At 72.1% G+C, this 23,761-nt stretch carries 18 protein-coding genes and 1 pseudogene; 13 read left to right on the top strand and 6 right to left on the bottom strand.

Annotated elements, in window-relative coordinates; all coding sequences use genetic code 11:
- Positions 1 to 100: 100 nt before the first annotated feature.
- Positions 101 to 823 carry a sirohydrochlorin chelatase gene (locus ABIC47_RS04860; protein ID WP_354477794.1) on the bottom strand — a complete coding sequence of 241 codons (723 nt, stop codon included), beginning with the start codon at positions 821 to 823 and terminating at the stop codon, positions 101 to 103.
- Positions 820 to 1,191, bottom strand: coding sequence for a nitrite reductase small subunit NirD (gene nirD, locus ABIC47_RS04855; RefSeq protein ID WP_309854883.1), 372 nt, complete (start codon positions 1,189 to 1,191; stop codon positions 820 to 822). The genes ABIC47_RS04860 and nirD overlap by 4 nt, the downstream gene beginning before the upstream one ends.
- A 221-nt stretch (positions 1,192 to 1,412) precedes the next feature.
- Between nirD and nirB the strand changes: the two genes are divergently transcribed.
- From nirB to ABIC47_RS04840, 3 genes and pseudogenes are all read left to right on the top strand, one after another.
- Complete coding sequence (gene nirB / locus ABIC47_RS04850) at positions 1,413 to 4,004, top strand: nitrite reductase large subunit NirB (protein ID WP_354477790.1); 2,592 nt, start codon at positions 1,413 to 1,415, stop codon at positions 4,002 to 4,004.
- Positions 4,005 to 4,012: 8 nt separating this feature from the next.
- A pseudogene (gene cobA / locus ABIC47_RS04845) lies at positions 4,013 to 4,777 on the top strand (uroporphyrinogen-III C-methyltransferase); the annotation flags it as partial.
- Position 4,778: 1 nt separating this feature from the next.
- Complete coding sequence (locus tag ABIC47_RS04840; protein WP_354477784.1) at positions 4,779 to 5,918, top strand: uroporphyrinogen-III synthase; 1,140 nt, start codon at positions 4,779 to 4,781, stop codon at positions 5,916 to 5,918.
- A gap of 19 nt (positions 5,919 to 5,937) precedes the next feature.
- On the opposite strand, the gene ABIC47_RS04835 is transcribed toward ABIC47_RS04840, so the two are convergent.
- The 3 genes from ABIC47_RS04835 to ABIC47_RS04825 are packed head-to-tail and all read right to left on the bottom strand — an operon-like array spanning position 5,938 to position 11,058.
- On the bottom strand, positions 5,938 to 7,515 hold the full coding sequence (locus ABIC47_RS04835; protein ID WP_354477782.1) for an FAD-dependent oxidoreductase: 1,578 nt from the start codon (positions 7,513 to 7,515) through the stop codon (positions 5,938 to 5,940).
- Positions 7,512 to 9,614 carry a molybdopterin oxidoreductase family protein gene (locus tag ABIC47_RS04830; protein WP_354477779.1) on the bottom strand — a complete coding sequence of 701 codons (2,103 nt, stop codon included), beginning with the start codon at positions 9,612 to 9,614 and terminating at the stop codon, positions 7,512 to 7,514. Before ABIC47_RS04830 ends, ABIC47_RS04835 begins: the two co-directional genes overlap by 4 nt.
- A 13-nt stretch (positions 9,615 to 9,627) precedes the next feature.
- Positions 9,628 to 11,058: an MFS transporter gene (locus ABIC47_RS04825; RefSeq protein WP_354477776.1), complete on the bottom strand. Its 1,431-nt coding sequence runs from the start codon at positions 11,056 to 11,058 to the stop codon at positions 9,628 to 9,630.
- A gap of 194 nt (positions 11,059 to 11,252) precedes the next feature.
- On the opposite strand from ABIC47_RS04825, the gene ABIC47_RS04820 reads away from it, so the two are divergent.
- Positions 11,253 to 12,521, top strand: coding sequence for a molybdopterin molybdotransferase MoeA (locus tag ABIC47_RS04820; RefSeq protein WP_354477773.1), 1,269 nt, complete (start codon positions 11,253 to 11,255; stop codon positions 12,519 to 12,521).
- Positions 12,522 to 12,560: 39 nt separating this feature from the next.
- Here the strand turns inward: ABIC47_RS04820 and ABIC47_RS04815 are convergent, their stop codons facing one another.
- Positions 12,561 to 13,799, bottom strand: coding sequence for a DNA polymerase domain-containing protein (locus ABIC47_RS04815; RefSeq protein ID WP_354477770.1), 1,239 nt, complete (start codon positions 13,797 to 13,799; stop codon positions 12,561 to 12,563).
- A 384-nt stretch (positions 13,800 to 14,183) separates the two neighbouring features.
- Here ABIC47_RS04815 and ABIC47_RS04810 point away from each other — a divergent pair, with 384 nt between their 5' ends.
- The 9 genes from ABIC47_RS04810 (at position 14,184) to ABIC47_RS04770 (ending at position 23,475) form a co-directional block, all read left to right on the top strand.
- Entirely contained in the window at positions 14,184 to 14,603 is a 420-nt protein-coding gene (locus ABIC47_RS04810) for a hypothetical protein (RefSeq protein WP_354477768.1), read from the top strand.
- A complete protein-coding gene (locus ABIC47_RS04805) occupies positions 14,600 to 14,950 on the top strand; it encodes a hypothetical protein (protein WP_354477765.1) in 351 nt (116 codons plus the stop codon). Before ABIC47_RS04810 ends, ABIC47_RS04805 begins: the two co-directional genes overlap by 4 nt.
- Before the next feature lie 63 nt (positions 14,951 to 15,013).
- On the top strand, positions 15,014 to 15,565 hold the full coding sequence (locus tag ABIC47_RS04800) for a hypothetical protein (RefSeq protein ID WP_018192543.1): 552 nt from the start codon (positions 15,014 to 15,016) through the stop codon (positions 15,563 to 15,565).
- A gap of 139 nt (positions 15,566 to 15,704) precedes the next feature.
- Entirely contained in the window at positions 15,705 to 17,345 is a 1,641-nt protein-coding gene (locus tag ABIC47_RS04795; RefSeq protein WP_089878606.1) for an ABC transporter substrate-binding protein, read from the top strand.
- On the top strand, positions 17,323 to 18,360 hold the full coding sequence (locus ABIC47_RS04790) for an ABC transporter permease (RefSeq protein WP_354477761.1): 1,038 nt from the start codon (positions 17,323 to 17,325) through the stop codon (positions 18,358 to 18,360). Before ABIC47_RS04795 ends, ABIC47_RS04790 begins: the two co-directional genes overlap by 23 nt.
- The gene (locus ABIC47_RS04785) at positions 18,357 to 19,235 is read left to right on the top strand and encodes an ABC transporter permease (RefSeq protein ID WP_354477758.1); all 879 of its coding nucleotides are present in this window, start codon (positions 18,357 to 18,359) and stop codon (positions 19,233 to 19,235) included. The genes ABIC47_RS04790 and ABIC47_RS04785 overlap by 4 nt, the downstream gene beginning before the upstream one ends.
- Positions 19,232 to 20,953 carry a dipeptide ABC transporter ATP-binding protein gene (locus ABIC47_RS04780; RefSeq protein ID WP_354477755.1) on the top strand — a complete coding sequence of 574 codons (1,722 nt, stop codon included), beginning with the start codon at positions 19,232 to 19,234 and terminating at the stop codon, positions 20,951 to 20,953. The genes ABIC47_RS04785 and ABIC47_RS04780 overlap by 4 nt, the downstream gene beginning before the upstream one ends.
- A complete protein-coding gene (locus ABIC47_RS04775) occupies positions 20,950 to 22,374 on the top strand; it encodes an LLM class flavin-dependent oxidoreductase (protein WP_354477752.1) in 1,425 nt (474 codons plus the stop codon). Before ABIC47_RS04780 ends, ABIC47_RS04775 begins: the two co-directional genes overlap by 4 nt.
- 111 nt (positions 22,375 to 22,485) lie before the next feature.
- Positions 22,486 to 23,475 (top strand): NADP-dependent oxidoreductase, encoded by a 990-nt coding sequence (locus ABIC47_RS04770; protein WP_354477749.1) that lies wholly within the window; start codon positions 22,486 to 22,488, stop codon positions 23,473 to 23,475.
- Positions 23,476 to 23,761: the final 286 nt, after the last annotated feature.

The raw sequence follows: 23,761 nt of genomic DNA, 5'->3' as shown, positions 1-23,761 counted from the left end.
CTTTCGTCGGCACTGACGATATGGGGAGCACACTAACGGAGATTTTAACGATACACAACAAGAAATGTGGATCGATACATATGCTGACGAACAGTGAAAGTCAGCGAGAGAGGCGTGCCGCCGAGAGCGCGGCCGCCGCCGCATCCACTCGGTCGCGCACGACCTCGACGATCGCGTCCGGCGTCGACCGCGGCGTCAGCAGCGGGGCGGTCACCACGTCGCCGCCTGCCCGCTCGGCAAGCGTGGCGAAGTAGCCGGGCGCGAGCAGGTACGTCGCAACGACCACGCGGGCGCCGGGATGCGCCTCGCGGGTCTGCCGGATCGCCTCGGGCAACGGCGGGGTCGCCGCCGAGATGAAGCCGACCGTGACGGGTCGCGCCAGCCGCTCCGCCAGGAGCGCTCCGGTGGTGCGGCAGTCTGCGACAGCGCGGGCATCGGAGGAGCCGGCCGCCGCGAGCACGACCGCGTCGGAGTCGCGGAGGCCGGCTTCGGTGAGGCGCTGGAGGAGCGCGTCGACCAGGCGGGAGTCCGGTCCCAGGGCGCCGGTCACGGACGCGGGCAGGGGTGCCTCGGCCGCGCTGTCCGCCAGGTCGACATAGACGTGGTACCCCGCCGAGAGCAGCAAGGGAACGATGAGGGCGTCGTCCGCGAGCGCGGCGGCGGACGAGAGTGCGGTGGGCACGTCGGGCTGCTCGACGTCGACGTGGCAGCCCAGTACCGGCGCGTCCACGGAGGCCGCGACGCGTTCCACCAGACGGCGGACGGCGGTCTGCCCGTCGGGTGAGGACGTGCCGTGCGAGGCGGCGACGACGGCCGTCGTCACGCGTCCTCCAGCTCGATCTCGATGAAGCCGCCGACGATGCGGGTGCGGAAGGTCTGCAGCGCGAGAGCGGGGTCGGTGAAGCACTCGCCGGTCCCCAGGTCGTACACCTGCTTGTGCAGGGGGGAGGCGATGGTCGGGCGGTCGCCGCGGGAGCCCACGATGCCGCGAGCCATCACCGGTGCGCCGCCGTCCGGGTCCTCGTGCGCGACGGCGTAGACCTCGCGCGGGCCGAGGAGGAAGACGGCGATCTGGCGCATCCTCAGCAGCACGGCCTCGCCCCAGGACGGCTCCAGATCGCCGACCCGGCACGCGCGCACCCAGTCCGCGCTCCGGGACTCCGAGAGGGGGGAGGTCTGCGTGATCGTCATGCCCCGAGACTAGGCAGCCGATGTTTCAGGCGGCGGCCGCTGCTGTTACTTCCCCGTGAATCGGTCCTCACATGCGCCGGCGGCCTCTGTGCGTCGCATGTTAACGCGCGGTTACAACCGCGAAATTCGGGGGAAACCGCGTCGCCGTACGCTCGAAAGGCACGAGGCGGGAGCGAATCCCGCCGGTGCGGCGGCAGCCGCCATGACTGGAAGGGGCCCGCATGACCGGACGCACAGTGATCGTGGGAGGCGGACCGGCCGCCCATCGGCTGGTGGATGCGCTGGTCTCGCGCGGAGCCGGCGCGACAGCAGGCGAGCGGTCCATCGTGGTGCTGGCCGAGGAGCCGCACCTGCCCTACGACCGCGTGCAGCTGAGCAAGCGGCTGGCCGACGGCGACGTCGACCTCACGCTCGAGCCGGCCTCCCACTGGGAGGACGCCGCCGTCGAACTGCGCGTGGGCGAGGCCGTCACGGCGATCGACCGGGTGGCACGCACCGTGACGACATCGGCCGGGGCGGTCATCGCCTACGACGACCTGGTGCTCGCCACAGGCTCATCCGCTCCCGTCCCCGATATCCCCGGAGCCCACGCCAGCCGCGTGTACCGCACCATCGCCGACGTGGATGCGCTGGTCGCCGAGGTCGCGGACCTGCGGGAGACCCTGGGGCGCGCCCCGCGGGTCGCCGTGGCGGGCGGCGGACTGCTGGGGCTCGAGGCCGCGGGCGGTGTGGCGGCTCTCGGCGCGGAGTCGGTCATCATCCACTCGGGCGGCTGGCTCATGTCCGCCCAGCTGGATGAGGGGGCCGGCCAGGCGCTCGGCCGGCTGATCCGGGCGCGCGGCATCGACCTGCATCTCGGCACCCGGCCCCGCGAGATCCTGCTCGATGGAGGCGGACACCCGACTGCCGTCCGCTGCGCCGATGGACGTGCCGTCCCGGCTGACATCGTCGTCTTCGCGATCGGCATCCGGGCACGCGACGAACTTGCGCGCGACTCCGGCATCGCGACGGCGGAACGCGGCGGCGTGATCATCGACGAGGCGTGCCGCACCTCCGACCCGGCCGTCTGGGCGATCGGCGAGGTGGCGGCGATCGACGGCCGGACGGTCGGTCTGGTCGCCCCGGCCAATGCCATGGCGGAGACCGTCGCCGACCGGCTGCTCGGCGGCGACGCCACCTTCACCACCGTGGACGACGCCACGAAGCTGAAGCTCTCGGGGGTCGATGTCGCCAGCTTCGGCGACGCGTTCGCCCGTGAACCCGGCGCGCTCGAGATCGTCTACGCCGACCCGGCACGCGGGCTCTACCAGAAGCTGGTGGTCAGCGACGACGCCCGCACCCTGCTCGGCGGGGTCTTCGTCGGGGACGCCTCGCCGTACACGAGCCTCCGGCCGCTGCTCGGCCGGGAGCTGGACGCCGAACCGGCCGCCTACCTGTCCGCGGCGGGAGCAGAACCGCCCGCGGGCGGCGCGCTCCCGGACGACGCCCTGGTCTGCTCGTGCAACAACGTCACCTCCGGCACCGTGCGGTCCGCCGTGGAGGACGGCTGCCACGACCTCGGCGAGCTGAAGGCGTGCACGCGAGCCGGTACGCAGTGCGGGTCGTGCGTCCCCCTGGTGAAGAAGATCCTGGAGGCCGAGCTCACCCGCACCGGCGCCACCGTCTCCCGCGCACTGTGCGAGCACTTCGACCTGTCGCGCCAGGAGCTGTTCGAGTCGATCCGGGTGCTCGAACTGACCAGCTGGGAGGAGACGATCGCGCGTCTCGGTCGCGGCCGGGGCTGCGACATCTGCAAGCCGGCGGTGGGCTCCATCCTCGCCAGCCAGCACAGCCAGTACCCGCTGGACGGCGGCCGCGGACAGCTGCAGGACACCAACGACCGCGCGCTCGCCAACATGCAGAAGGACGGCACCTACTCGGTGGTGCCGCGCATCCCGGGCGGCGAGATCACCCCGCAGAAGCTGGCCGTGATCGCCCAGGTGGCCACCGACTTCGGGCTGTACACGAAGATCACCGGCGGCCAGCGAATCGACATGTTCGGTGCACGTCTGGAGCAGCTCCCCGAGATCTGGAAGCGGCTGGTGGACGCGGGCTTCGAGTCCGGTCAGGCCTACGGCAAGGCGCTGCGCAACGTGAAGAGCTGCGTCGGATCCACCTGGTGCCGCTACGGTGTCCAGGACTCGGTCGGGATGGCCGTCGACCTCGAACTCCGCTACCGGGGCCTGCGCGCGCCGCACAAGTTCAAGTTCGGCGTCTCCGGATGCGCGCGCGAGTGCGCGGAGGCCCGCGGGAAGGACGTCGGCGTCATCGCCACCGACAAGGGGTGGAACCTCTACGTCGGCGGGAACGGCGGCTTCCAGCCCGCGCACGCGCAGCTGCTGGCGTCCGACCTCGACGACGAGACGCTCATCCGCTACATCGACCGCTACCTCATGTACTACATCCGCACGGCCGACCGCCTGCAGCGGACGGCCCGGTGGATGGAGGACCTCGACGGCGGCGTCGAGCACGTCCGCGCCGTCGTCGTCGACGACTCGCTCGGTCTCGCCGACGAGCTGGAGGCGGCGATGGCGAAGCACATCGACACGTACGAGGACGAGTGGGCGGCGACGCTGCGCGACCCGGAGCGGCTGCGCCGGTTCCGGTCGTTCGTGAACGCGCCGGACACCCCCGACCCCTCGATCGCCCGGGTCGAGGAGCGCGGCCAGCTGCGCCCGGCCACCGCCGAGGAGCGCGCCGCAGGTCCCGTCCTCGTCGCGGGCTCGACCATCCCGGTCCGGCCGGGCGTTGCCGACAGAGGAGAGACACGATGACACGCACAGGAACCGTGACGCTCGTCGGCGGCGGACCCGGCGACCCGGATCTCCTCACGGTCGCGGCGGTGCGGGCGCTCGCCGCGGCGGACGTGGTGCTGTTCGACCGCCTCGCCCCGCATGAGACGCTCGCGGAGCTCGCACCGCACGCGCACCTGATCGACGTGGGCAAGCGGCCGGGACACCATCCCATCCCGCAGGACGAGATCGAGCGCATCCTCGTCCGGCACGCGCAGGAGGGCTCGGACGTCGTACGGCTGAAGGGCGGCGACCCGTTCGTGTTCGGCCGCGGCGGCGAAGAGGTGGAGGCCTGCCGACGGGCGGGCGTCCCGGTTCGCGTCATCCCGGGCGTGACGAGCGCGATCTCGGTGCCGGCCGCGGCGGGCATCCCGGTGACCCACCGGAACATCAGCAGGATGTTCACCATCGTCTCCGGGCACGCCCCGCTCTCGCCGGCCGAGCTGGAGCACCTGGCCGGCCTCGGCGGCACCATCGTCATCCTGATGGGGATCACGAACCTCCCCTCGATCACCGCGGGGCTGGCACGGTTCGGGATGGACCCGGGCATGCCGGTCGCGGTCGTCGAGCAGGGCTACTCCGCGCGGCAGCGCACGACGTTCGGGAAGCTGTCGACCATCCTCACCGAGTCGGTGCGGGCGGGCGTCGGCTCGCCCGCGGTGGTGGTCATCGGCGAGGTCGTCCGGCTGGCGAACGACGGGGATGCGGCAGCGGCCGCCGCCCTGGCGAACGCGGCCGCGGTGACGGGACCGTGAGATGAGCGACGAGCGCCCCGGTGTCGCGGCGTTCCGCCCCGACCAGCTGGCCGGATTCCGCATCGGCGTCACGAGCGACCGCCGCTCCGCAGACCTGATCGACGCGTTCGAGCGCCGCGGCGCCACGGTGCTGCACGCTCCGACGGTGCACATGCGTCACGCCGACGACGACGCCCCCGTGATCGCGGATACGCAGCGGATCCTCGACGCGGCGCCCGACGTGCTCCTGGCCACCACCAGCTACGGGATGCGCCGCTGGTTCGAGGTCGCCGACTCGGCCGGGCTCGGGGAGGCGCTGCAGTACACGCTCGCGGAGTCGACCATCCTCGTCCGCGGCCCGAAGGCGCGCGGCGCGGTGCGTGCTGCCGGTCTCGACGACGCCGGGATGAGCGACGAGGAGACCACCGCATCCCTCGTCGGCAAGGTGATCGCCGAGTTCCCGTCCGGGATCACCGTCGCGGTGCAGCTGCACGGTCAGCCCGACGAGGCACAGCTCCAGCGGTTGCGCGACGCCGGCGATACGGTGATCACAGTCGCCCCGTACTCATGGTCGGTCGCCGCGGACACGGACGAGCGCGTCACCCGCCTGGTCGAGGCGATCGCCGCCCGCCAGCTGGACTGCGTGACGTTCACGAGCGCCCCGGCGGTCGACGGCCTGTTCGCCGCGGCGCTGGCCCGCGGCCGGTACACGGACGTGGTGGATGCGCTGAGCAGTGACGTCGTCGCAGCCGGGGTGGGCCCGGTCACGGTAGCCCCGCTCATCGCGGCGGGGATCGACCCTCTGCAGCCGGACCGCTTCCGGATGGGCGCCCTCATCCGGCTGGTCTGCGAGCACCTGGAGGCGCGATCCACCCGCCGGATCACCACTCGGCACGGCGATGTCGAGCTGCGCGGGAGCCTCGCGATCGTCCGCGGGACGCCGATCCGGCTGACCCCGACCTCGCTGTCGCTCTTCCGGGCGCTCGTGGCGGCCAACGGTGCGGTCGTGTCACGCAAGGAGCTCTCGATCGCGCTGGCGGACGAGTCCGACCAGTACGACGAGCACGCCATGGAGGTCTCGCTCAGCCGGCTGCGGCAGAGCCTCGGAACGCCCGGCCTGGTGGCGACCGTCGTGAAGCGGGGATACCGGCTCGACGTGTGAGGCACCGTGACGCCGGCCGTCATCCCGGCACCGCCTGCGCCGCCGCGAGGAGGCTCGCGATCCGGCCCTTGCATCCCCCGCAGCCGGTGCCCGCGCGCGTCTCGCGGCCGACCTGCTCGACCGTGCCGCAGCCACCAGCCGCGGCCTCGGAGATGCGCCCGGCCGTCACCCCGTTGCACCAGCACACCGTCGCCTCCGGGCCCTGCGGGTCGTCCGCGAGAACCTGCCCGTCGTCGGCGGCATCCAGCCGGAGCAGCGCGGACGGCTCGGCGGGAAGCGCGCCGCCGCGCTCGAACAGCAGCGTCAGCTCGGCGCCGGCGTGGGGGAGCCCGACCGAGACGAACCCCGTGAGCGCATCGTCGCGGACCACGGTCTTGAGGTAGGCGCCCCGGGCCCGGTCGAGCCAGACGGCGACCTCGGCGCTCTCGTCCCAGGCGTCGGCCGCGTGGTCGCCTCCCGCGACCACGTCGAGGCCGGTCGCCTTCAGCATCACGACGGCTGGACGCTCGCGCAGCGCCACGGCGGCATCCGCCCCTGCGGATCCTCCGGCCGCCTCGGCGCGCAGGCGGCGAGCGAGGGCGGCGGCCTGGCGCCAGCCCGGCCCGATCAGCCCGGACGGCGCACCGGCGACGCGGCCGTCGGCTCCCGCGTTCTCGGGCGACGCGACCTGTGCGCAGTCGCCGAGGGCGAAGACGTCCGGGTCGCTCCAGCTGCGCAGCTCCTCGTCGACGAGGATGCCGGACGAGCACGCCAGACCGGCGGCCAGCGCCAGCTCCATGCGTGCGCCGACGCCGCAGGACAGCACCAGCAGGTCGCCCGCGATGTAGGTTCCGTCAGCGCAGCCGATGCCGTCGAACACCGGTCCGCCCGGCTCGTCGCGGAAGCCGATGCTCTCGGCGCGCGCATGCGCGGCCATGCCGACGCCGAGGGTACGGGCCGCGCGGCTGAGCATCCGACCGCCCGGCTCGTCGAGGTTGCGCGCCATCGGCGTCGGACCGTGATGGACGACGACGACCTGCGCGCCGTGCTCGGCGGCGAGCAGCGCGAACTCCATCCCGAGCACGCCGGCTCCGAGCACGACGATGGTGCCGCCGCCCGCGACCACGGGAGCGACGGCCTCGGCGTCGGCCAGGTCGCGCAGGGCGACGACGCCGGTGGGCAGGGGACGCGCACCCTGGTCGAGCGCGGCTCCGGGCGCCGCCGAGCGGTCGCGCCTGGCGTGCTGGAGGCCGTCGAGCGTCGGGATGTTGGCGCGCGCACCCGTGGCGAGCACGAGCCGGTCGTAGGGGAGCTCCTCGCCGGTGTCGAGCAGTACTCGCTGGCGCTCCCGGTCGAGCGCGACCGCCACCTCCCCGAGCCGGATGTCGGCACCGGCCGCGCGCGCCGCAGCGGTGTCCGTGAGGTCGAGGCGCTCGCGTGCGGCCGCCCCGACGGCGTATTCGGCGACGAGGACGCGGTTGTAGGCGTCCTCGCGCTCGGCGCCCACCACGGTGAGCGTCGCCTCTCCGTCGGCGATGGAGGGCAGCAGCTCCTCGACGAAACGGGCACCGACCGGGCCGTAGCCCACCAGCACCACGCGCAGGGGACGTCCGCTCATGCCGCCTCCTCTTCCACAGCAGAGCGGACCGTCACGGCGGTCCGCTTGAACTCGGGCATCGCCGAGATCGGGTCGACGGCCGCCTCGGTGAGCAGGTTGGCGCACTGCCGGCCGGCGAAGTGGAACGGCAGGAACACCGTGTCGAGGCGCATCCCGGTCGAGAGCAGGGCGCGTGCGCTCACGTCACCGCGCTCGTTGCCGACGATGACCCGGTCGCCGTCGGCGATGCCCAGCCGGGCGGCCGTCGCCGGGTGCAGCTCGGCGCGCACCTCGGGCTGTGCGGCGACGAGCTCGGGCACCCGGCGGGTCTGGGCACCCGACTGGTAGTGCTCGAGCAGGCGCCCGGTGATCAGGGTGAGTTCGCCCGGCCGTCGCCCTGTCGTGAGTTCGCGGGCCTGCACGGCGACGAGACGCGCTCGTCCGTCATCGTGGCCGAAGCGGTCGAGGAAGAGGCGGGGCGTACCCGTCGATCCGGCGGGGTACGGCCAGTGGGCCGCCTCCCCGGTCTCCGCCTGTGCGTCGAGGAGGGCGTGGCTGAGTCCCGAGTAGTCCGCGACACCGCCCGCGGAGGCCCGAGCGAGTTCGTCGAAGACCTCCGCCGGGTCGTTCGGCCACACCGACGGCGCATTCAGCCGGTGGGCGAGGTCGGCCAGGATGTCGAGCTCGCTGCGCACCCCGGGCGGCGGATCGAGGGCGCGTCGCCGTCGCAGGACGCGACCCTCCAGGTTCGTCATCGTGCCCTCCTCCTCCGCCCACTGCGTCACCGGCAGCACAACGTCGGCCAGCTCGGCGGTCTCCGACAGCACGAAGTCGCACACGACGAGGAGGTCGAGCGCCTCGAGGCCGGAGCGGATGGCGCCGGCGTCCGGGCCGGAGACGACCACGTTGGAGCCGTGGACGAGCAGCACCCGCACGCCGTCGGGCCGCTGCCCGAGCATCCCGAGCAGTTCCACCGCGGGGACGCCGGGGCCGGGGATGACGGCCGGGTCGACGTCCCAGACCGCGGCGACCGCAGCGCGGGCCGCCGGGTCGGTGATCTTGCGGTAGCCCGGCAGCTGATCGCATTTCTGCCCGTGCTCCCGCCCGCCCTGCCCGTTGCCCTGACCGGTGAGCGTGCCGTAGCCGGATCCGGCCCGGCCGACCAGGCCGAGGGCCAGCGCCAGGTTGATGGCGGCTGTCGCGGTGTCCGTGCCGTCCACGTGCTGCTCCACGCCGCGCCCGGTGAGGATGAAGGTCCCACGCCCGCGCGCGAGCCGGCGGGCGACATCACGCAGCTGCCCGACCGGGACGCCCGTGTGCTCCTGCACCCGCTCGGGCCACCATCCCGCGACGCTCCGGCGCACCGCGTCGAAGCCGGTCGTGCGCGCTTCGAGGTACGCGGTGTCGCCGAGGCCTTCGGCCAGCACCACGTGCAGCAGCCCGAGCAGCAGGACCAGGTCTGTGCCGGGCGCCGGTTGCAGGTGCACGCCGGCGCCATCCGCTGTGAGCTGCGCCGTCTGCGACCGCCGCGGGTCGACCACGATCAGCCCGCCGGCCGCCCGTGCGCCGGAGAGGTGACCGAGGAACGGCGGCATGGTCGCCGCGACGTTCGAGCCGAGAAGCAGGATGGTGTCCGCGTCGTCGAGGTCGGTGACCGGGAACGGCATCCCCCGGTCGATGCCGAACGCCCGGTTGCCCGCGGCCGCCGCCGACGACATGCAGAAGCGCCCGTTGTAGTCGATGCGCGAGGTGCCGAGCGCCAGCCGGGCGAACTTGCCGAGGAGGTAGGCCTTCTCGTTGGTGAGACCACCGCCGCCGAAGACGCCGACCGCGTCGGCCCCGTGATCGCGCCGGATGTCCGCCAGGCGCTCTGCGATCATCCCGAGGGCGTCGTCCCAGGTCGCCGGCCGCAGCTCGCCGTCGCGGCGGATCAGCGGGACGGTGAGCCGGTCGGGCGTGCGCAGGAGCTCCGCCGACGTCCAGCCCTTCTTGCAGAGACCGCCGCGGTTTGTCGGGAAGGCGCGCCCGCTGACCGTGACCGGGTTCGCCGCGAGCGGATCCGGGGTCAGGGTCATCGCGCACTGCAGAGCGCAGTACGGGCAGTGGCTGTCGGCGGCCATGGACGGCGTCGCCCTAGATCCGCACTCCGCGGCGACGCCCGTGCAGGGCCACGCCGACGGTCACGGCGAGCAGTACGGCGTACGCGGCGACGAACCACAGCAGGCCGGACTCGTAGCCGCCGGTCGAGGTCTTGGAGAGGCCGAGCACCTGCGGGATGACGAACCCGCCGTATGCGCCGAAGGCCGAGACGATGCCGAGTGCTGCCGCCGCGGTGCGCTGGGCGGAGACGTCGCCCGCCGTGCTGTGGCCGTCGGCGGCGCCGGCACGCAGGGCGAACAGCGTGGGGATCATCCGGTAGGTCGCTCCGTTGCCCGCGCCACTCGCGATGAACAGCACGAGGAAGAAGGCGAGGAACAGCCAGAAGTTGTCCAGCGGAAGGGTGAGGACCACCGCGAGTGCGCCCGCTCCCATGACGACGAAGGCCGCGATCGTGATGACGCTGCCGCCGAACCGGTCGGCCAGCCGGCCGCCGAACGGGCGGGCCAACGAGCCGACGAGCGCGCCGAGGAAGGCGAGCGAGAGCGTCGCGCCGGCCACCGGGAAGGCGCTGAACGACGGGAACTGGTCGGCGATCAGCTTCGGGAAGACGCCGGAGAAGCCGATGAACGACCCGAACGTCCCGATGTAGAGGAGGGCCATCAGCCACAGCTCCGGGGCCTTCAGCGCGGCGAGGGAGGCGGTCAGGTCGGCCCGGGCGTTGGTCAGGTTGTCCATGCGCCGCCAGGCGCCGACGATCGCCAGGATGATGAGCGGCACCCAGATCAGGCCCGCGAGGGGCAGCTGCAGGGTCGCGCCGGCTCCGATGGTGATGACGATCGGGACGGCGAACTGCGCGACGGCCGCGCCGAGGTTGCCACCGGCCGCGTTGAGGCCGAGCGCCCATCCCTTCTTCCGCTGCGGGTAGAAGAACGTGATGTTCGCCATCGAGCTGGCGAAGTTGCCGCCACCGAAACCGGCCAGCGCCGCGACCAGCAGCATCACGCCGAACGGCGTCTGCGGGTTGGCGACGCAGACGGCCAGGCCGATCGCCGGGATGAGCAGCAGGGCCGCCGAGATCATCGTCCAGTTGCGACCGCCGAAGCGGGGGACCATGAACGTGTACGGGAAGCGGAGTGTCGCCCCGACCAGGCTCGGCATCGAGATCAGCCAGAACGTCTGCGCGGTGTCGAAGGTGAAGCCGGCGGCGGGAAGCGACACCACCACGATCGACCACAGCTGCCACACGACGAAGCCGAGGAACTCGGCGAAGATCGACCAGCGCAGGTTGCGTCGGGCGATGGCGGCGCCCTGGTCGCGCCACTGCGCCGGGTCTTCGGCGTTCCATCCCTCGATCCAGCGGCCGGGGCGGACGGTCAGGGCGGCGCCGGGGGCGGTCGCTTCGGAAGCGGTCGACTCGGGGGTTGCGGTCCCGGTCGTGGCCGGAGCGGAGACGGTGCTGGTCATCGGTGGACCTCCTGCGGGGAACCTGCGGGTGAAGTGGGTGCCCCCACGCTAGGAAGCCCGTGTTTCCGCCGACCGCTCCGTGCGTGAAAGCGGCGTAACGAACACCTCTCGCCCGCTGCGCGCCGCTGTGAGGGGAACGTAACGGGGTGAGCGCACGGGGGCAACGGGCCCGTCATCGCGCCCGCATAGCGTGTGTGACAGATCCCCGGGAGGTGGAGATGGATGCGACCGCGCTGACCGTCGACGGCTATCGTGCCGCCGTGCTCGAGCCGGTGCGGCCCCTGCCCGCGGAGGAGGTCGCCCTCGCCGACGGCGTCGGCCGCGTTACCGCGGGCGACTGGGCCGCCCGACTCCCTGTCCCGCTGTTCGACAACTCCGCGATGGACGGCTTCGCCGTGCGGGCGGCCGACGTCGCGGGTGCGAGCGCGGCGAACCCCGTGACGTTGACGGTCGCCAAGGGTGCCCGCGCCGGTGACCACCGTCCGGTCCCGATCAGGCCGGGGGAGGCGGTGTGCGTGATGACCGGCGCGCCTCTGCCCGACGGGGCGGACGTCGTCGTCCCGATCGAGCTCACCGTCGCCGGTCGGTTCACGGGCGACGCGACCGTGACCCTGTGGCCGCCCGTCAAGTCGAACATCCGGCGGGCGGGGGAGGACGTCGCGGCCGGGGCGTCGCTGCTGCCGGCGGGCGCGACGCTCACCGCTCGCGGGCTCGCCCTGCTCGCGGCGACGGGGCACAGCACGGTCGCGGTGCACAGGCGTCCGCGCGTCGCGGTGGTCTCCAGCGGCGACGAACTGGCGGGAGCCGGCCGACCGTTCGGTGACGAGCGAGATGCGGCCGCCTGCGTCATCCCGGATTCGAACGCCGTCTACCTCACCGCGGCGGCCCGGTCGCTGGGCTGCGAGCTGACGGGCGTGCACCGCGCCGGTGACACCGAGGAGGCTCTGCGGGCGGCCCTCGACGCGGCGTCGCAGGACGCCGACGTGATCGTCTCGACCGGCGGCCTCGGCGCGGGAACGCACGACTTGCTCGGCCGGCTCGCCGCAGCATCACCGGGCGGGATGCTCGCCCGCGTCGCGATGCGGCCCGGACGTCCCCAGGCGCACGGCAGCTGGGGCGGCGTGCCGTGGCTCGCCCTCCCCGGAACGCCCACCGCCGCCTTCGTCTCGTTCGAGGCGTTCGTGCGGCCGGTGCTCGACCGCCTCGCGGGCAGGGCGACGACGGACACGTCGGGCGCGGAGGTCGTCTCGTCCGGCTGGGCCGGGTCCGCCGGGGCGGTGCGCTACGTGCCGCTCGCGGTGACCGACCGCGGCGACGGTGTATCGGTGACCCCGGTGGGGGCGCCGGGTGCGGCCTCCCACGCGCTGTCCGCGATGTTCACCGCTCCGCTCATCGGTGTGGTCGGAGCCGACATCGACGACGTGATCGCGGGTCAGCTCCTGCCCGTGATCGCGCCGGCCTGAGCGAACGGCTCGGTTCCTCGCGGCGGCTACTGGTGCCGGCTACTCCCGGCCGTGCCACTGCCGCCCGGCCCACGGGTCGTAGTCGGCGATCAGCGGCTCCTGCTCCGGGCGATCGGGCTCGGGAACATGCTGCAGGTTCACCCGGACGCGGTACCAGAGCGAGCTGGAGCCGCGCATCCCGTCGACCAGTTCGTCCGCCGGGTGCAGCTGCGCCGCGACGTCCGGGTGGGCGGCCTTCCACTGTTCGAGCGCATCCACCGCCTCCGGCTTCGTCTTCGTGCGGGCGACCTCGATGAGGGGCATCTGCGAGACGCGGCGCCCGGCGCCGTCCCCGCTGCGGGGCGGCTTCTCGGCCGGCCCCAGCTTCTTCGCGAGAGCGAGCAGGGCGTCCAGCGAACCGACGGCGTCGTCGATGCCCTCGTGTGGGTCGCCGCGCTCGGTGAAACGAGCGAGCACCGTCCGGACGGTGAACTCCTCCGGTCGCCGATCGCGCACCTCGTCCCAGTCGAGCGGGGTCGAGACGCGCGCGTCGGGCAGCGGCCGGATGGAGTAGGCCGATGCCACCGTGCGGTCTTTCGCGTTCTGGTTGAAGTCGACGAAGACGCTCTCGCCGCGCTCCTCCTTCCACCACCGGGCCGTCGCGAGCCCCGGCGCGCGGTTCTCGACCTCGCGGGCCAGCGTCTCCGCCGCGAGCCGCACGTCGACGAACCCCCACTCGGGCGCGATGCGGACCAGGATGTGCAGGCCGCGCGACCCGCTCGTCTTCGGCCAGCCGACCAGCCCGTGATCGTCGAGCACCTCCCGGGCGACGAAGGCGACGTCCACGATCTGCGACCAGTCGACACCCGGCATCGGATCGAGGTCGACGCGGAGCTCGTCGGGATGGTCGAGGTCTTCGGCGCGGACGGCATGCGGGTTGAGGTCGAGGCAGCCGAGGTTCGACACCCACGCGAGCCCGGCCGCATCCCGGACCACCGCCTCCTCCGCCGACGTGCCGCTGGCGTAGTGCAGCGTCGCCGTGTCGATGTAGTCGGGGTGCCCCTCCGGCACCCGCTTCTGGAAGAACGGCTCCTGCGTCAGCCCCTTCACGAAGCGCTTCAGCACCATCGGGCGGCCGCCCGCACCGCGCAGCGCGCCGTCCGCGACCGCGACGTAGTACTGCGCGAGGTCGAGCTTCGTCAGGCCGGGCTCGGGGAAGACGACCTTGTCGGGGCTCGAGATGCGCACCTCCTGCCCCTCCACCTCGAGGAACGTCTCGGACTTCTTCGACGGGCTCATGCCCGCCACGGTAGCCGTGCCCGCCCGGCCGGGCCAGGGTCGGTCGCGGCGTCCGCCCGTGCCCGAAACGGAGGACATCCCGGCCCTCCGGTCTCGAACTTCCTCCCTTCGTGGCCGATCCACGGCGCGTCGGGCCGGATCGCCTCCCTTTCCGCATCGGGCCGCCCGCCCCGGCGACGCGTCGGAAAGGGAGGAGAAAAGCAGGATGCGCCCGCGCGCCGACGAGAAACGGAGGCGTCCAGGACCGGAATCAGGCCCGATCGCCTCCGTTTCCGTGGCCCCGCCCGACATCGAGCGGATCGCCTCCGTTCCTGCCGCCCGCCGGCCCGCCGGCTCTGGGCCGCGGCGACGGCTGCTGCTAGCGTGCCGTTCGGGGGGTACGCGATGCGGCGATGGGTTCTCGCGACGGCGATGGCGGCGGTGGTCGCGGTGGGGTTGAGCGGGTGCGTGTTCCCGCCGACACCGTTCGACGGGAAGCGCACGGCGGAGGATCGCATCCCGACCGACCTCATCCCGGACGTCCAGGGCGGCGACATGTCCACCTCCCGTTACCAGGGCAGGGCCGACGGCTGGGACATCTACCTGCTGCGCGGCACGCATCCGTTCGGCATCTGCCTGGCGTACACCGACGGCACGCCGGAGCGCTCCGGCGCCGCGTGCTCGGGCGGAACCTGGGTGCGCACAGGGGTGCCCGACGGCGACGAGTTCGAGGTGAACCTGAACGGCTTCATCGACACCCCGAAACCCGGCCAGCACGTCCTCTCGCCCTGGGTGCGTCAGGTCAGGCAGGGAACCGGCGGGTGAGCGGACCACGGGGCCGGAGGCGCTGGGCCGGCCTGGCGATCGGGGTCATCTGCTGCGCCGTGCTCGTGGGAGTCGCGACGTTCTTCGTGCAGGTCCATGACGCGACCGCCGACTGGTGGCCGCGAGCTATCCCGACCCGGGTCCAGTACGACCATCGCAACTTCACGTGCGGCGACCTTCCGCGCAGGGACGACGTCGGGCCGGAGGCGCTGACCGGCCTCCAACCACGCGGACGCACGATCGGAGGCGGCGTCATCTACGCGCCCCCGGGTTTCGACCTGCCGGACGGCATCGTCGTCTCGGCCGATGGCGAGCTCCGCGCGTGCCCGCTCAGCGGCGGGACCTGACCTCCGAACCGTCCGCGGATTGACAGAGGCGCGCGGCCCCCTCCGTCGGACACAATGGGTGCCATGGGATCCATGGACCTCAACCCGCCCATCGAGGAGCACGACGGCGTGCGGGTCCACCGCGCGCTGTGGCGGCACTGGGGAACACCCGCGGCGATCTACGGGACGATCGTCTACGCCAGCGTGATCGCGGCGACCTCGGTCGACAACGAGGACAGCGGCTCGGCCGTCCAGATCCTCGTGTTCAGCCTGGTCAGCATCGTCGTGTTCTGGATGGCGCACGTGTACTCCGACGCGCTCGGGTTCCACGGCGACGCCGACCGCCTGGGCGACCGGATGCGCGACTCGCTGCGGCACGCGCTGTTCGAGTCGAGCGGGATGCTGGAGGCCGCGGTCATCCCGAGCGTCCCCCTGCTCCTCGCCTCGCTGCACATCCTCTCCGCCACTGCCGGCGTCTTCCTGGCCCTCTGGTTGTGCGTCCTGCTTCTCGCTCTGCTCGGCTTCCTGGTCTTCCGCGTGCGCGGCCGCGGAGTGTGGGTCTGCCTGGTGGGGGCGGTGGTGACCGGGCTGTTCGGCGTGGTCGTCATCGTGCTCAAGTCGCTGCTCTCGCACTGAGCCCATAGCGCCGGAGGGCGCGGCGCGGAAGCGTCCGTGACGGCATGTGTCGGCGGCGAAACAGTAGGACACGCAGCATCGACGCCGCTTGCGGACTCCCGCATCCTGATGCGCATCCCCCGATGCCAGAGGAGTCCCCATGCGTTCCCGTCCCACCCGTTCCCTCGGCGCCGCAGCCGTCGTCCTGACCGGCGCGCTGGCGCTGTCCGCCTGCGCCTCCGGCTCCGACGCCGCAGCAGGCGGAGGCACCAAGGTCGACGGCGGCACCATCGTGTACGCCCACCAGCAGGAACCGGCCTGCGTGTTCGGCGGCTGGATCGAGCAGGCCTACCTCTCGTACCAGGTGCTCGACAACCTGACGTCGCTGGATGAGGACCACAAGGTGGTCCCGTGGCTCGCGACCTCCTGGAAGCAGTCCGACGACGGACTGACCTGGACCTTCGACCTGAAGAAGGACGTGAAGTTCACGGACGGGACGCCGCTCACCGCCGCGGCCGTCGCCTACAACTTCGACTACTGGCTGAAGGGCGGCAACAGCACGGCGCTGGTCTGGCTCGACGGCTACTACAAGGATGCGAAGGCCATCGACGACACCACCCTCCAGATCGACCTCTCCCGGCCGTACCCGCGCCTGGCGGACAACCTGTCGCAGGGCTACTTCGGCATCCAGTCGCAGCACGCGCTCGAGACCCGCAGCAAGGAGCAGAACTGCGAGGCGCCGATCGGCTCCGGAGCGTTCATCGTCGACAAATGGAACCGCGGTCAGGACATCATCCTGAAGAAGAACAAGGACTACACGTCGCCCCCGGCCAACGCGAAGCACACCGGCGCGGCCTACGTCGACGAGATCGACTGGAAGTTCGTGGCCGACCCGACCACCCGCGTCGCCGCGCTGCAGGGCGGCCAGGTCGACGCCATCTACGACGTCCCCGCCGTCCAGTGGAGCACGCTGAAGTCCGGTGGCTACCAGCTGGAGAAGTACGTGACGCCGGGTCGTCCGCAGCAGATCTCGTTCAACACGCAGCAGGGTCCGTTCACCGACGAGAAGGTCCGTCAGGCGTTCGCCTACAGCCTCGACCGCAAGCAGATCGTCGACACCATCGGCCGGGGAGTCATCCCGTTCGAGGGCAACGGGGGTGTCAGCCAGGCGACGCCGGGCTACAGCGAGAAGGCGGCCGACTGGTACAGCCAGGACCTGAAGAAGGCGGATGCGCTGCTCGACGCGGCCGGGTGGACGCGCCAGGGCAGCACCGGCGTCCGCGAGAAGGACGGCACGAAGCTGACCGTCTCGCTGCCATACGGCGCAGGCTCGATCATCAACGCGGACGGCGCGGCCATCCTGCAGGGCGTGAAGGAGCAGGCTGCGAAGGTCGGCTTCGACGTGAAGCTCGTGCCGGTCCCGCAGAGCGAGTTCTTCTCGGGCAAGTACGCCGGGCCGGACACCCACGACCTGGCCGCCGGCTACTGGACGGCCGTCACCGCGGGCATCCTCTACATCAACTGGCGTCCGTCGACCCCTGACCACCCCAACTACTCCAACGCCGCGTTCTACAACGACCCGACGCTCGAGCAGTACATCCTCGACGGCAACTCGGCCCCGACCGTGGAGGCGCAGAACGCCGCCTACGAGAAGGCGCAGGACTACATCGCCGAGCACGCGCTGTCGATCGGCGTCTACGACCGGCTGAGCACGCTCGCGGTCGCGCCGAAGCTGCGCGGGGTGTGGCAGGAGAACGCACAGGGAGGACCGACGTTCTATGACGCCTACTTCGTCAAGTGAGCTGACCGCCGCTACCGCGTCGGGCGCCACGACGGGGCCGATCGCGCAGAACGCGATCCGGCCCCGCCGGGGTCGCGCGGTCACGATCACGCTGCTGCGCAAGATCGGCGCCGCCGTCGTGGTGCTGTGGGGTGCGGCCACGGTCGCGTTCTTCGCCCAGCTGGCGCTGCCTGGCGACCGCGCGACGACCATCCTCAACATCCGGGCCGGCCAGGCGCAGGCGCGCACCCCGGAGGAACTGGCGCAGATCAACCAGCAGTACGGGCTGACCAAGCCCGTGATCGTGCAGTACCTCGACTACCTCCGCGGGCTGGTGTCCGGCGACTTCGGCACCTCGTACCAGCAGTACCGGCCGGTCACCGCGGTGATCGGCGAGCAGCTCGGCAGCACGCTGACCCTCTCGTTGACGGCCATCGCGTTCGCGTGGCTGATCATGGTCGCGTGGGTCACGCTGACGGCCGGTCGCGGGCCGCGGCTGACGGCCTTCGGGTCGACGGTGGATGTGGTGACCGCCGGGCTCCCCGCCTACTGGCTCGGCATCATCCTGCTCCTGGTCTTCGGCCTCGGACTGCACTGGTTCCCGATCATCAGCGGATCTTCGCCCGCCGGGATCGTGCTGCCGGCGCTGACGCTGGCCATCCCGCTCGCCGGGTTCATGGCGCAGAGCGTGCGCACCGAGTTCGAGCGGTCGCTCGATCAGCCGTTCGTGCTGTCGGCGCGGATGCGCGGGATGGGCGAGTGGGGCATCCGGCTGCGGCACGTGCTCCGGCACGCGGTCATCCCGGCCGTGACGCTCTCCGGCTGGGCACTGGGCGCGACACTCTCCGGCGCGGTGATCGTGGAGTCGATCTTCTCGCGCCCGGGCATCGGCTCGGTGCTGGTCAGCGCGGTCAACGCGCAGGACCTCCCGGTGGTCACCGGCATCGTCACCCTGGTGGCGGTCGTGTATGTGGCCGCGAACCTCATCGTGGACGTCGTCTACACCGTCATCGACCCCCGGCTGGAGCTGACATGACCGCGCTCGGAACGCCTCCGTCCCCCGCCGCAGCGGCGGTCCGCCCGACGCTCGCCACCCGTCTCGGCCGTGTGCCGTGGGGGCTGGTGCTCGCGGTCGCCTTCGCCGTGCTCCTGCTGGTGGCCGTGATCGCGCCGCAGGCGCTGACGACGCATCTCCCGACCGCGATCGACTACCAGGCGGCGCTGCAGCCGCCGAGCCTCGCGCATCCCTTCGGCACGGACGAGTCCGGCCGCGACCTCTACACCCGCGTGGTCTGGGGCGCCCGCGACTCGCTGACCATCGGGCTCGGAGCTGCGGCCGTCAGCGTGGGTCTCGCGCTCGTGCTCGGTACGCTCGCCGCCCTCGGGGTGAAGCCGGTGGCGGTCGTGATCGACCGGTTCGTGGAGATCCTCTTCGCATTCCCGGCCCTGCTCCTCGCCCTGCTGCTGATTGCGATCGCCGGCCCGAGCGCCGCGACGCAGGTCTTCGCGGTGGGCATCGGAACCGCCCCCGGGTACGCGCGGATGATCCGCGGGCAGATCCTCGGAGCGCGCAACTCCGGGTATGTCGAGGCGGCGACCGCGCTCGGGCATTCGCGCTGGCGCATCCTGCGCGCGCACATCCTGCCGAACGCCCTGCGGCCCCTGGTGGCGGTGTTCGCGCTGTCGATCGGGCAGTCGATCGTGTGGGCGTCAAGCCTCTCGTTCCTGGGTCTCGGCGTCGCGCCGCCCGCCTCGGAATGGGGTGCCCTGCTGGATGCGGGGCGCCAGTACCTGACGACGGCGTGGTGGCTCGTCGTCATCCCCGGACTCGTGATCGTCGCCGTGGCGCTCGCCGCGACGACCATCGGACGGCACATCCAGGCGCGCCTGGAGAAGGGAGAGCGGTCGTGAGCATCAGTACGGAGACCACGGAGGCCACGGAGACCGACGCCATCGTCGAGGAGCTGGACTGGCCCGCGACCCGGCTGCGGGTGCGCAACCTCCGCACGGCGTTCCGGGTCGACGGCGCGCTGCGTCCGGTCGTCCACGGCGTGAGCTTCGACCTGCGGCCCGGGGAGTGCGTCGCCATCGTCGGCGAGTCCGGCTCGGGCAAGTCGGTCACGGCCCGCTCGCTGGTCGGCCTCGCGGGCCGCTCGGCGGTGGTCGAGGCGGACGAGCTGACCATCCACCACGAGGACGTCCGCCGGTTCGGCCCGCGCGAGTGGAAGCGCATCCGCGGCCGGGACATCGGGTTCGTGCTGCAGGATGCGCTGGTGTCGCTGGACCCGCTGCGCCCGGTCGGACGCGAGATCGACGAGGCGCTCCGCCTGCACGGCTGGGGTGGGCGCCGGGCGCGTCAGGAGCGGGTGCTCGACCTGCTGACGCGCGTGGGCGTCCCCTTCCCGGCCGTCCGCGCGAAGCAGCGGCCCGACCAGCTCTCCGGCGGCCTGCGGCAGCGCGCTCTGATCGCCTCCGCCATCGCCCTCGATCCGGACATCGTGATCGCGGACGAGCCCACCACCGCACTCGACGTGACGGTGCAGGCGCAGGTGCTCGACCAGCTCGAACTCATGAAGGAGCGTGGAGCCTCCGTGATCCTGATCAGCCACGACCTCTCGGTGGTCGCGCGGCTGGCCGACCACATCCTCGTGATGCGAGGTGGCGACGTGCTGGAGCAGGGGCCGGCCGGCCAGGTGCTCGGCTCGCCGGCGCACGAGTACACGCGCGCTCTGATCGCCGCGGTGCCGGGCGAGGCGACCCGCGGGCATGCGCTCACTCCGGGCGCCGCAGCGGTGCCGGTCAAGCCGCCGGCCGGCGCCGTGGTGCTGGAGGCGACCGATCTGGTGAAGCGCTTCCACACCTCCGACGGCACGGTCACCACGGCCGTCGACCGCGTCTCCTTCTCGCTGCGCGCCGGGGAGACGCTGGGCATCGTGGGCGAGTCCGGATCGGGCAAGAGCACCACCGCGCGTCTCGCGCTCGGGCTGGAGTCCCTCGACGGCGGAACCGTCCGGCTGCACGGACAGCCCTGGGCGCCGCTCGCCGAGAGCCGGCGGCGGGGTCTCCGGAGTCGGATCGCCGTCGTGTACCAGGACCCGCTGAGCTCGTTCGATCCGCGCTGGAACGTCGAGCGCATCCTGCTCGACGCGTTGCGCTCCGAGCGGTTCGCGTCGGCGGAGGAGCGGCGCGCGCGTGTGCTCGAACTGCTGGAGCAGGTCGACCTTCCCGCGAACGTCCTCCCGCGGTTCCCGCTCAAGCTCTCGGGCGGGCAGCGGCAGCGCGTCGCCATCGCCCGGGCGCTCGCACCGCGCCCGGACGTGATCGTGCTGGATGAGGCTGTCTCGGCGCTCGACGTCACCATCCAGGCCCAGATCCTCGACCTCCTCGCCGAGCTGCAGCGCGAGTCCGGCGTCGCCTATCTCTTCATCTCGCACGACCTCGGCGTCATCAGTCATCTCAGCGACCGCGTCCTCGTCATGAAGGACGGGGTGGTGGTGGAGGAGGGCTCGCCGGATGATGTCTTCGAACGGCCCGCGCACCCGTACACTCGTGCCCTGATCGCCGCCATCCCGGAGTTCGATCCGGCCGCGCGAGCCGCCACCACCCCTGAAAGCGAGACCGCCGCATGAGCGAACCCAAGCAGCTCTTCGTGAACCTCTTCGAGATGGCCTGTGTGAGCCACATCACGCACGGCCTGTGGACGCTGCCGGGCAACAACCGGGAGCGCTTCGCCGACCTCGACTACTGGCTGGAGCTGGCGCAGCTGCTCGAGCACGGCGGGTTCGACGGCATCTTCCTCGCCGACGTGATCGGTGCGTACGACGTGTTCCGCGGCGGCCCGGAGACGGCGCTGCGGGAGGGGCTGCAGAGCCCGAACCTCGATCCGCTGCTGCTCGTCCCGGCGATGGCCGCAGTGACCGAGCGGCTCGGATTCGGCGTCACGTTCTCGACCACCTACGAGCCGCCGTTCGCCTTCGCCCGGCGCATGTCGACGCTCGATCACCTGACCAAGGGGCGCATCGGCTGGAACATCGTCACCTCGTACCTGCCCAATGCGGCCCGCAACTTCGGCCTCGACGGCGAGGTTCCGCACGACGAACGGTACCGCTACGCCGACGAGTACCTCGACGTGCTCTACAAGCTGTGGGAGGGCTCGTGGGATGACGACGCGGTCGTCGCCGACCGCGCGGCCGGGGTGTTCACCGACCCGTCGAAGGTGCGGTACATCGACCACGTCGGGGAGCGGTTCCGCGTCGCCGGGCCGCACATCGTCCATCCCTCGATTCAGCGGACGCCGACGCTGTTCCAGGCGACCGGGTCGCCCGCGGGCATCGAGTTCGCCGGCCGGCACGCCGAGGTGGTGTTCACCGGCGGACGCACGAGCGAGGAGTTCCGGCGCAATGCCGACGGGATGCGCGAGGCGGCCGTGCGGCACGGTCGCGAGCGCGACGACATCCGCTTCATCGCGATGGCCGGCGTCATCGTCGGCCGGACGCAGGAGGAGGCGGAGGACAAGTGGCGCCTGTACCGCGAGCGCGCGAGCCTCGACGGCATCCTCGCGCACAGCAGCCTGCCGGTCGACCTGACCGCGTTCCCGCGCGACATCACCGTGCGCGAGGCGCTGGCCCGGGCGGAGTTCCCGGCGGAGAAGGTGCCGTACCTGCCGCTCGACACGACGGTCGGTCAGGCGCTCGACTTCATCAAGGTGGGCCGCGACGAGCGGTTCCTCGTCGTCGGCGACCCGAAGACCGTTGCGGATGAGATCGAGCGCTGGCTGGACGAGGACGGCCTGGACGGGATCAACCTCCGGCAGTACCACTCCTTCGACACGGCGCGCGACTTCGCCGAGCTGGTGGTCCCGGAGCTGCGTCGCCGCGGACGGCTGCCGGAGGAGGGTGCCACGTCGGGGACGCTGCGCGAGCGGCTGTTCGGGGCCGGAAGCTCCCGGCTCCCGTCGCGTCACATCGGCACCCGCTACCGCGGAGGAGCGAACCTCGATGTGCCGGTCGAGCCGCTGCAGTTGCACTTCGAGCACGCGGCGTCCTTCTGACGGCGGGTTCCCCGGGTTCCTGGTAGAGAACCGTAGATTGTAGAGTTTCTAGCCAAGCTAGGTATATCCTGACGCCACGGCCGGCCCGGCCGACAGCAGAAGGAGCATCCCATGGCGAAGAAGCCCGGGGAGACGGTGGTCTTCGAGTACGACGGCAACGGGGATGTGGATGTCCTCGAGAAGCGGAGCCGGCCGCTGCCGAATCCGAGCGCGGACGAGGTGCTCGTCGAGGTCATCGCGACGGGCATCAACCACATCGAAGGGTTCATCCGCACCGGTCGTGAGGAGGCGTGGGCGGACGAGCCGTTCCCGCGCGGCTCGGGCAGTGACTTCGCCGGGATCGTCGTGACCGGCGATCTCGGCGGGCGGTTCCGAAAGGGCGCGGCGGTCATCGGGCACGTCCGGACCGGCGCGCACGCGGAGCACATCGTCGTCCCGGTCGGCGCGCTGGTGGCGAAGCCGCCGCACGTGCCGTGGGAGGTGGCCGGCGGTCTGTACCTCGCGGGTGTGACCGCACTCGACACCCTCGACGACCTCCGGATCGGACCGGACGACACCGTTGTCGTGTCGGCGGCGGCCGGCGGCGTCGGCAGCATCGAGGCGCAGCTGGCCAAGCATCGCGGAGCCCGGGTCATCGGAACGTGCGGTGACCGCAACTTCGACTACCTGCGTCAGCTCGGCATCCGGCCGGTGCGGTACGGCGAGGCCATCGAGGAGCGCATCCGCGCCGAGGCGCCCGGCGGGGTCACGGCCCTGATCGACAACTTCGGGCAGGACGGACGCGCCATCGCGGAGTCGCTCGGCGTTCCGCCGTCGCGATACCGGTCGAGCGAGGACCGCCGCGACACCGAGCTGCGGCTGCTGCAGGACGACCCGGAGACCGTCGCGCACGGCACCGCGCAGCTGGGCCGTCTGGCGCAGTTGGCGGAGGAGCGTGCGTTCACCCTGCTGATCTCGGGGTTCTATCCCCTCTCCGACATCAAGTACGCCTACGACGACCTCCAGAACCTGCACTCGCGCGGCAAGATCGTGCTGGGGACGCATCCCGTCACCACGTACTGGACGCTGAAGACCCGCGACGTGCAGGAGGCGCGGGCGTAGCGTCCGCCGCCCGGGCCGCTTGCCCGCGGTTGCGGAAACGGAGGCGATCCGGGCGCATCCGCTCCCCGCCGCCTCCGTTTCCCGCTGTTCTCCGGCGCGCCGCGCCTCAACTCCTCCGTTTCCGCCGGTGACGGAAACGGAGGAGATCCCGGCTGACGCGCCGCCGTGGTGCGGGAAACGGAGGAGATGAGTTCGGAATGCGACTCGTCGCTCCTCCGTCGCCGACTCTTCGCGCCGTCCCCACCCGTGCCGTAGCGTGGAGCGGGTCGGCAAGAGGAGGGGTGTG

This window comes from Leifsonia sp. 563, assembly GCF_040545055.1.
Taxonomy (GTDB): Bacteria; Actinomycetota; Actinomycetes; order Actinomycetales; family Microbacteriaceae; genus Leifsonia.
This window is presented reverse-complemented; position numbering and strand designations above follow the sequence as displayed.

Coding starts and splice junctions, on each gene's coding strand:
- ABIC47_RS04790 (WP_354477761.1), top strand. CDS start 17,323: ATGACGCCTACTTCGTCAAGTGAGCTGACCGCCGCTACCGCGTCGGGC.
- nirD (WP_309854883.1), bottom strand. CDS start 1,191: ATGACGATCACGCAGACCTCCCCCCTCTCGGAGTCCCGGAGCGCGGAC.
- ABIC47_RS04775 (WP_354477752.1), top strand. CDS start 20,950: ATGAGCGAACCCAAGCAGCTCTTCGTGAACCTCTTCGAGATGGCCTGT.
- ABIC47_RS04825 (WP_354477776.1), bottom strand. CDS start 11,058: ATGACCAGCACCGTCTCCGCTCCGGCCACGACCGGGACCGCAACCCCC.
- ABIC47_RS04770 (WP_354477749.1), top strand. CDS start 22,486: ATGGCGAAGAAGCCCGGGGAGACGGTGGTCTTCGAGTACGACGGCAAC.
- nirB (WP_354477790.1), top strand. CDS start 1,413: ATGACCGGACGCACAGTGATCGTGGGAGGCGGACCGGCCGCCCATCGG.
- ABIC47_RS04785 (WP_354477758.1), top strand. CDS start 18,357: ATGACCGCGCTCGGAACGCCTCCGTCCCCCGCCGCAGCGGCGGTCCGC.
- ABIC47_RS04800 (WP_018192543.1), top strand. CDS start 15,014: ATGGGATCCATGGACCTCAACCCGCCCATCGAGGAGCACGACGGCGTG.
- ABIC47_RS04795 (WP_089878606.1), top strand. CDS start 15,705: ATGCGTTCCCGTCCCACCCGTTCCCTCGGCGCCGCAGCCGTCGTCCTG.
- ABIC47_RS04810 (WP_354477768.1), top strand. CDS start 14,184: ATGCGGCGATGGGTTCTCGCGACGGCGATGGCGGCGGTGGTCGCGGTG.
- ABIC47_RS04835 (WP_354477782.1), bottom strand. CDS start 7,515: ATGAGCGGACGTCCCCTGCGCGTGGTGCTGGTGGGCTACGGCCCGGTC.
- ABIC47_RS04815 (WP_354477770.1), bottom strand. CDS start 13,799: ATGAGCCCGTCGAAGAAGTCCGAGACGTTCCTCGAGGTGGAGGGGCAG.
- ABIC47_RS04840 (WP_354477784.1), top strand. CDS start 4,779: ATGAGCGACGAGCGCCCCGGTGTCGCGGCGTTCCGCCCCGACCAGCTG.
- ABIC47_RS04830 (WP_354477779.1), bottom strand. CDS start 9,614: ATGGCCGCCGACAGCCACTGCCCGTACTGCGCTCTGCAGTGCGCGATG.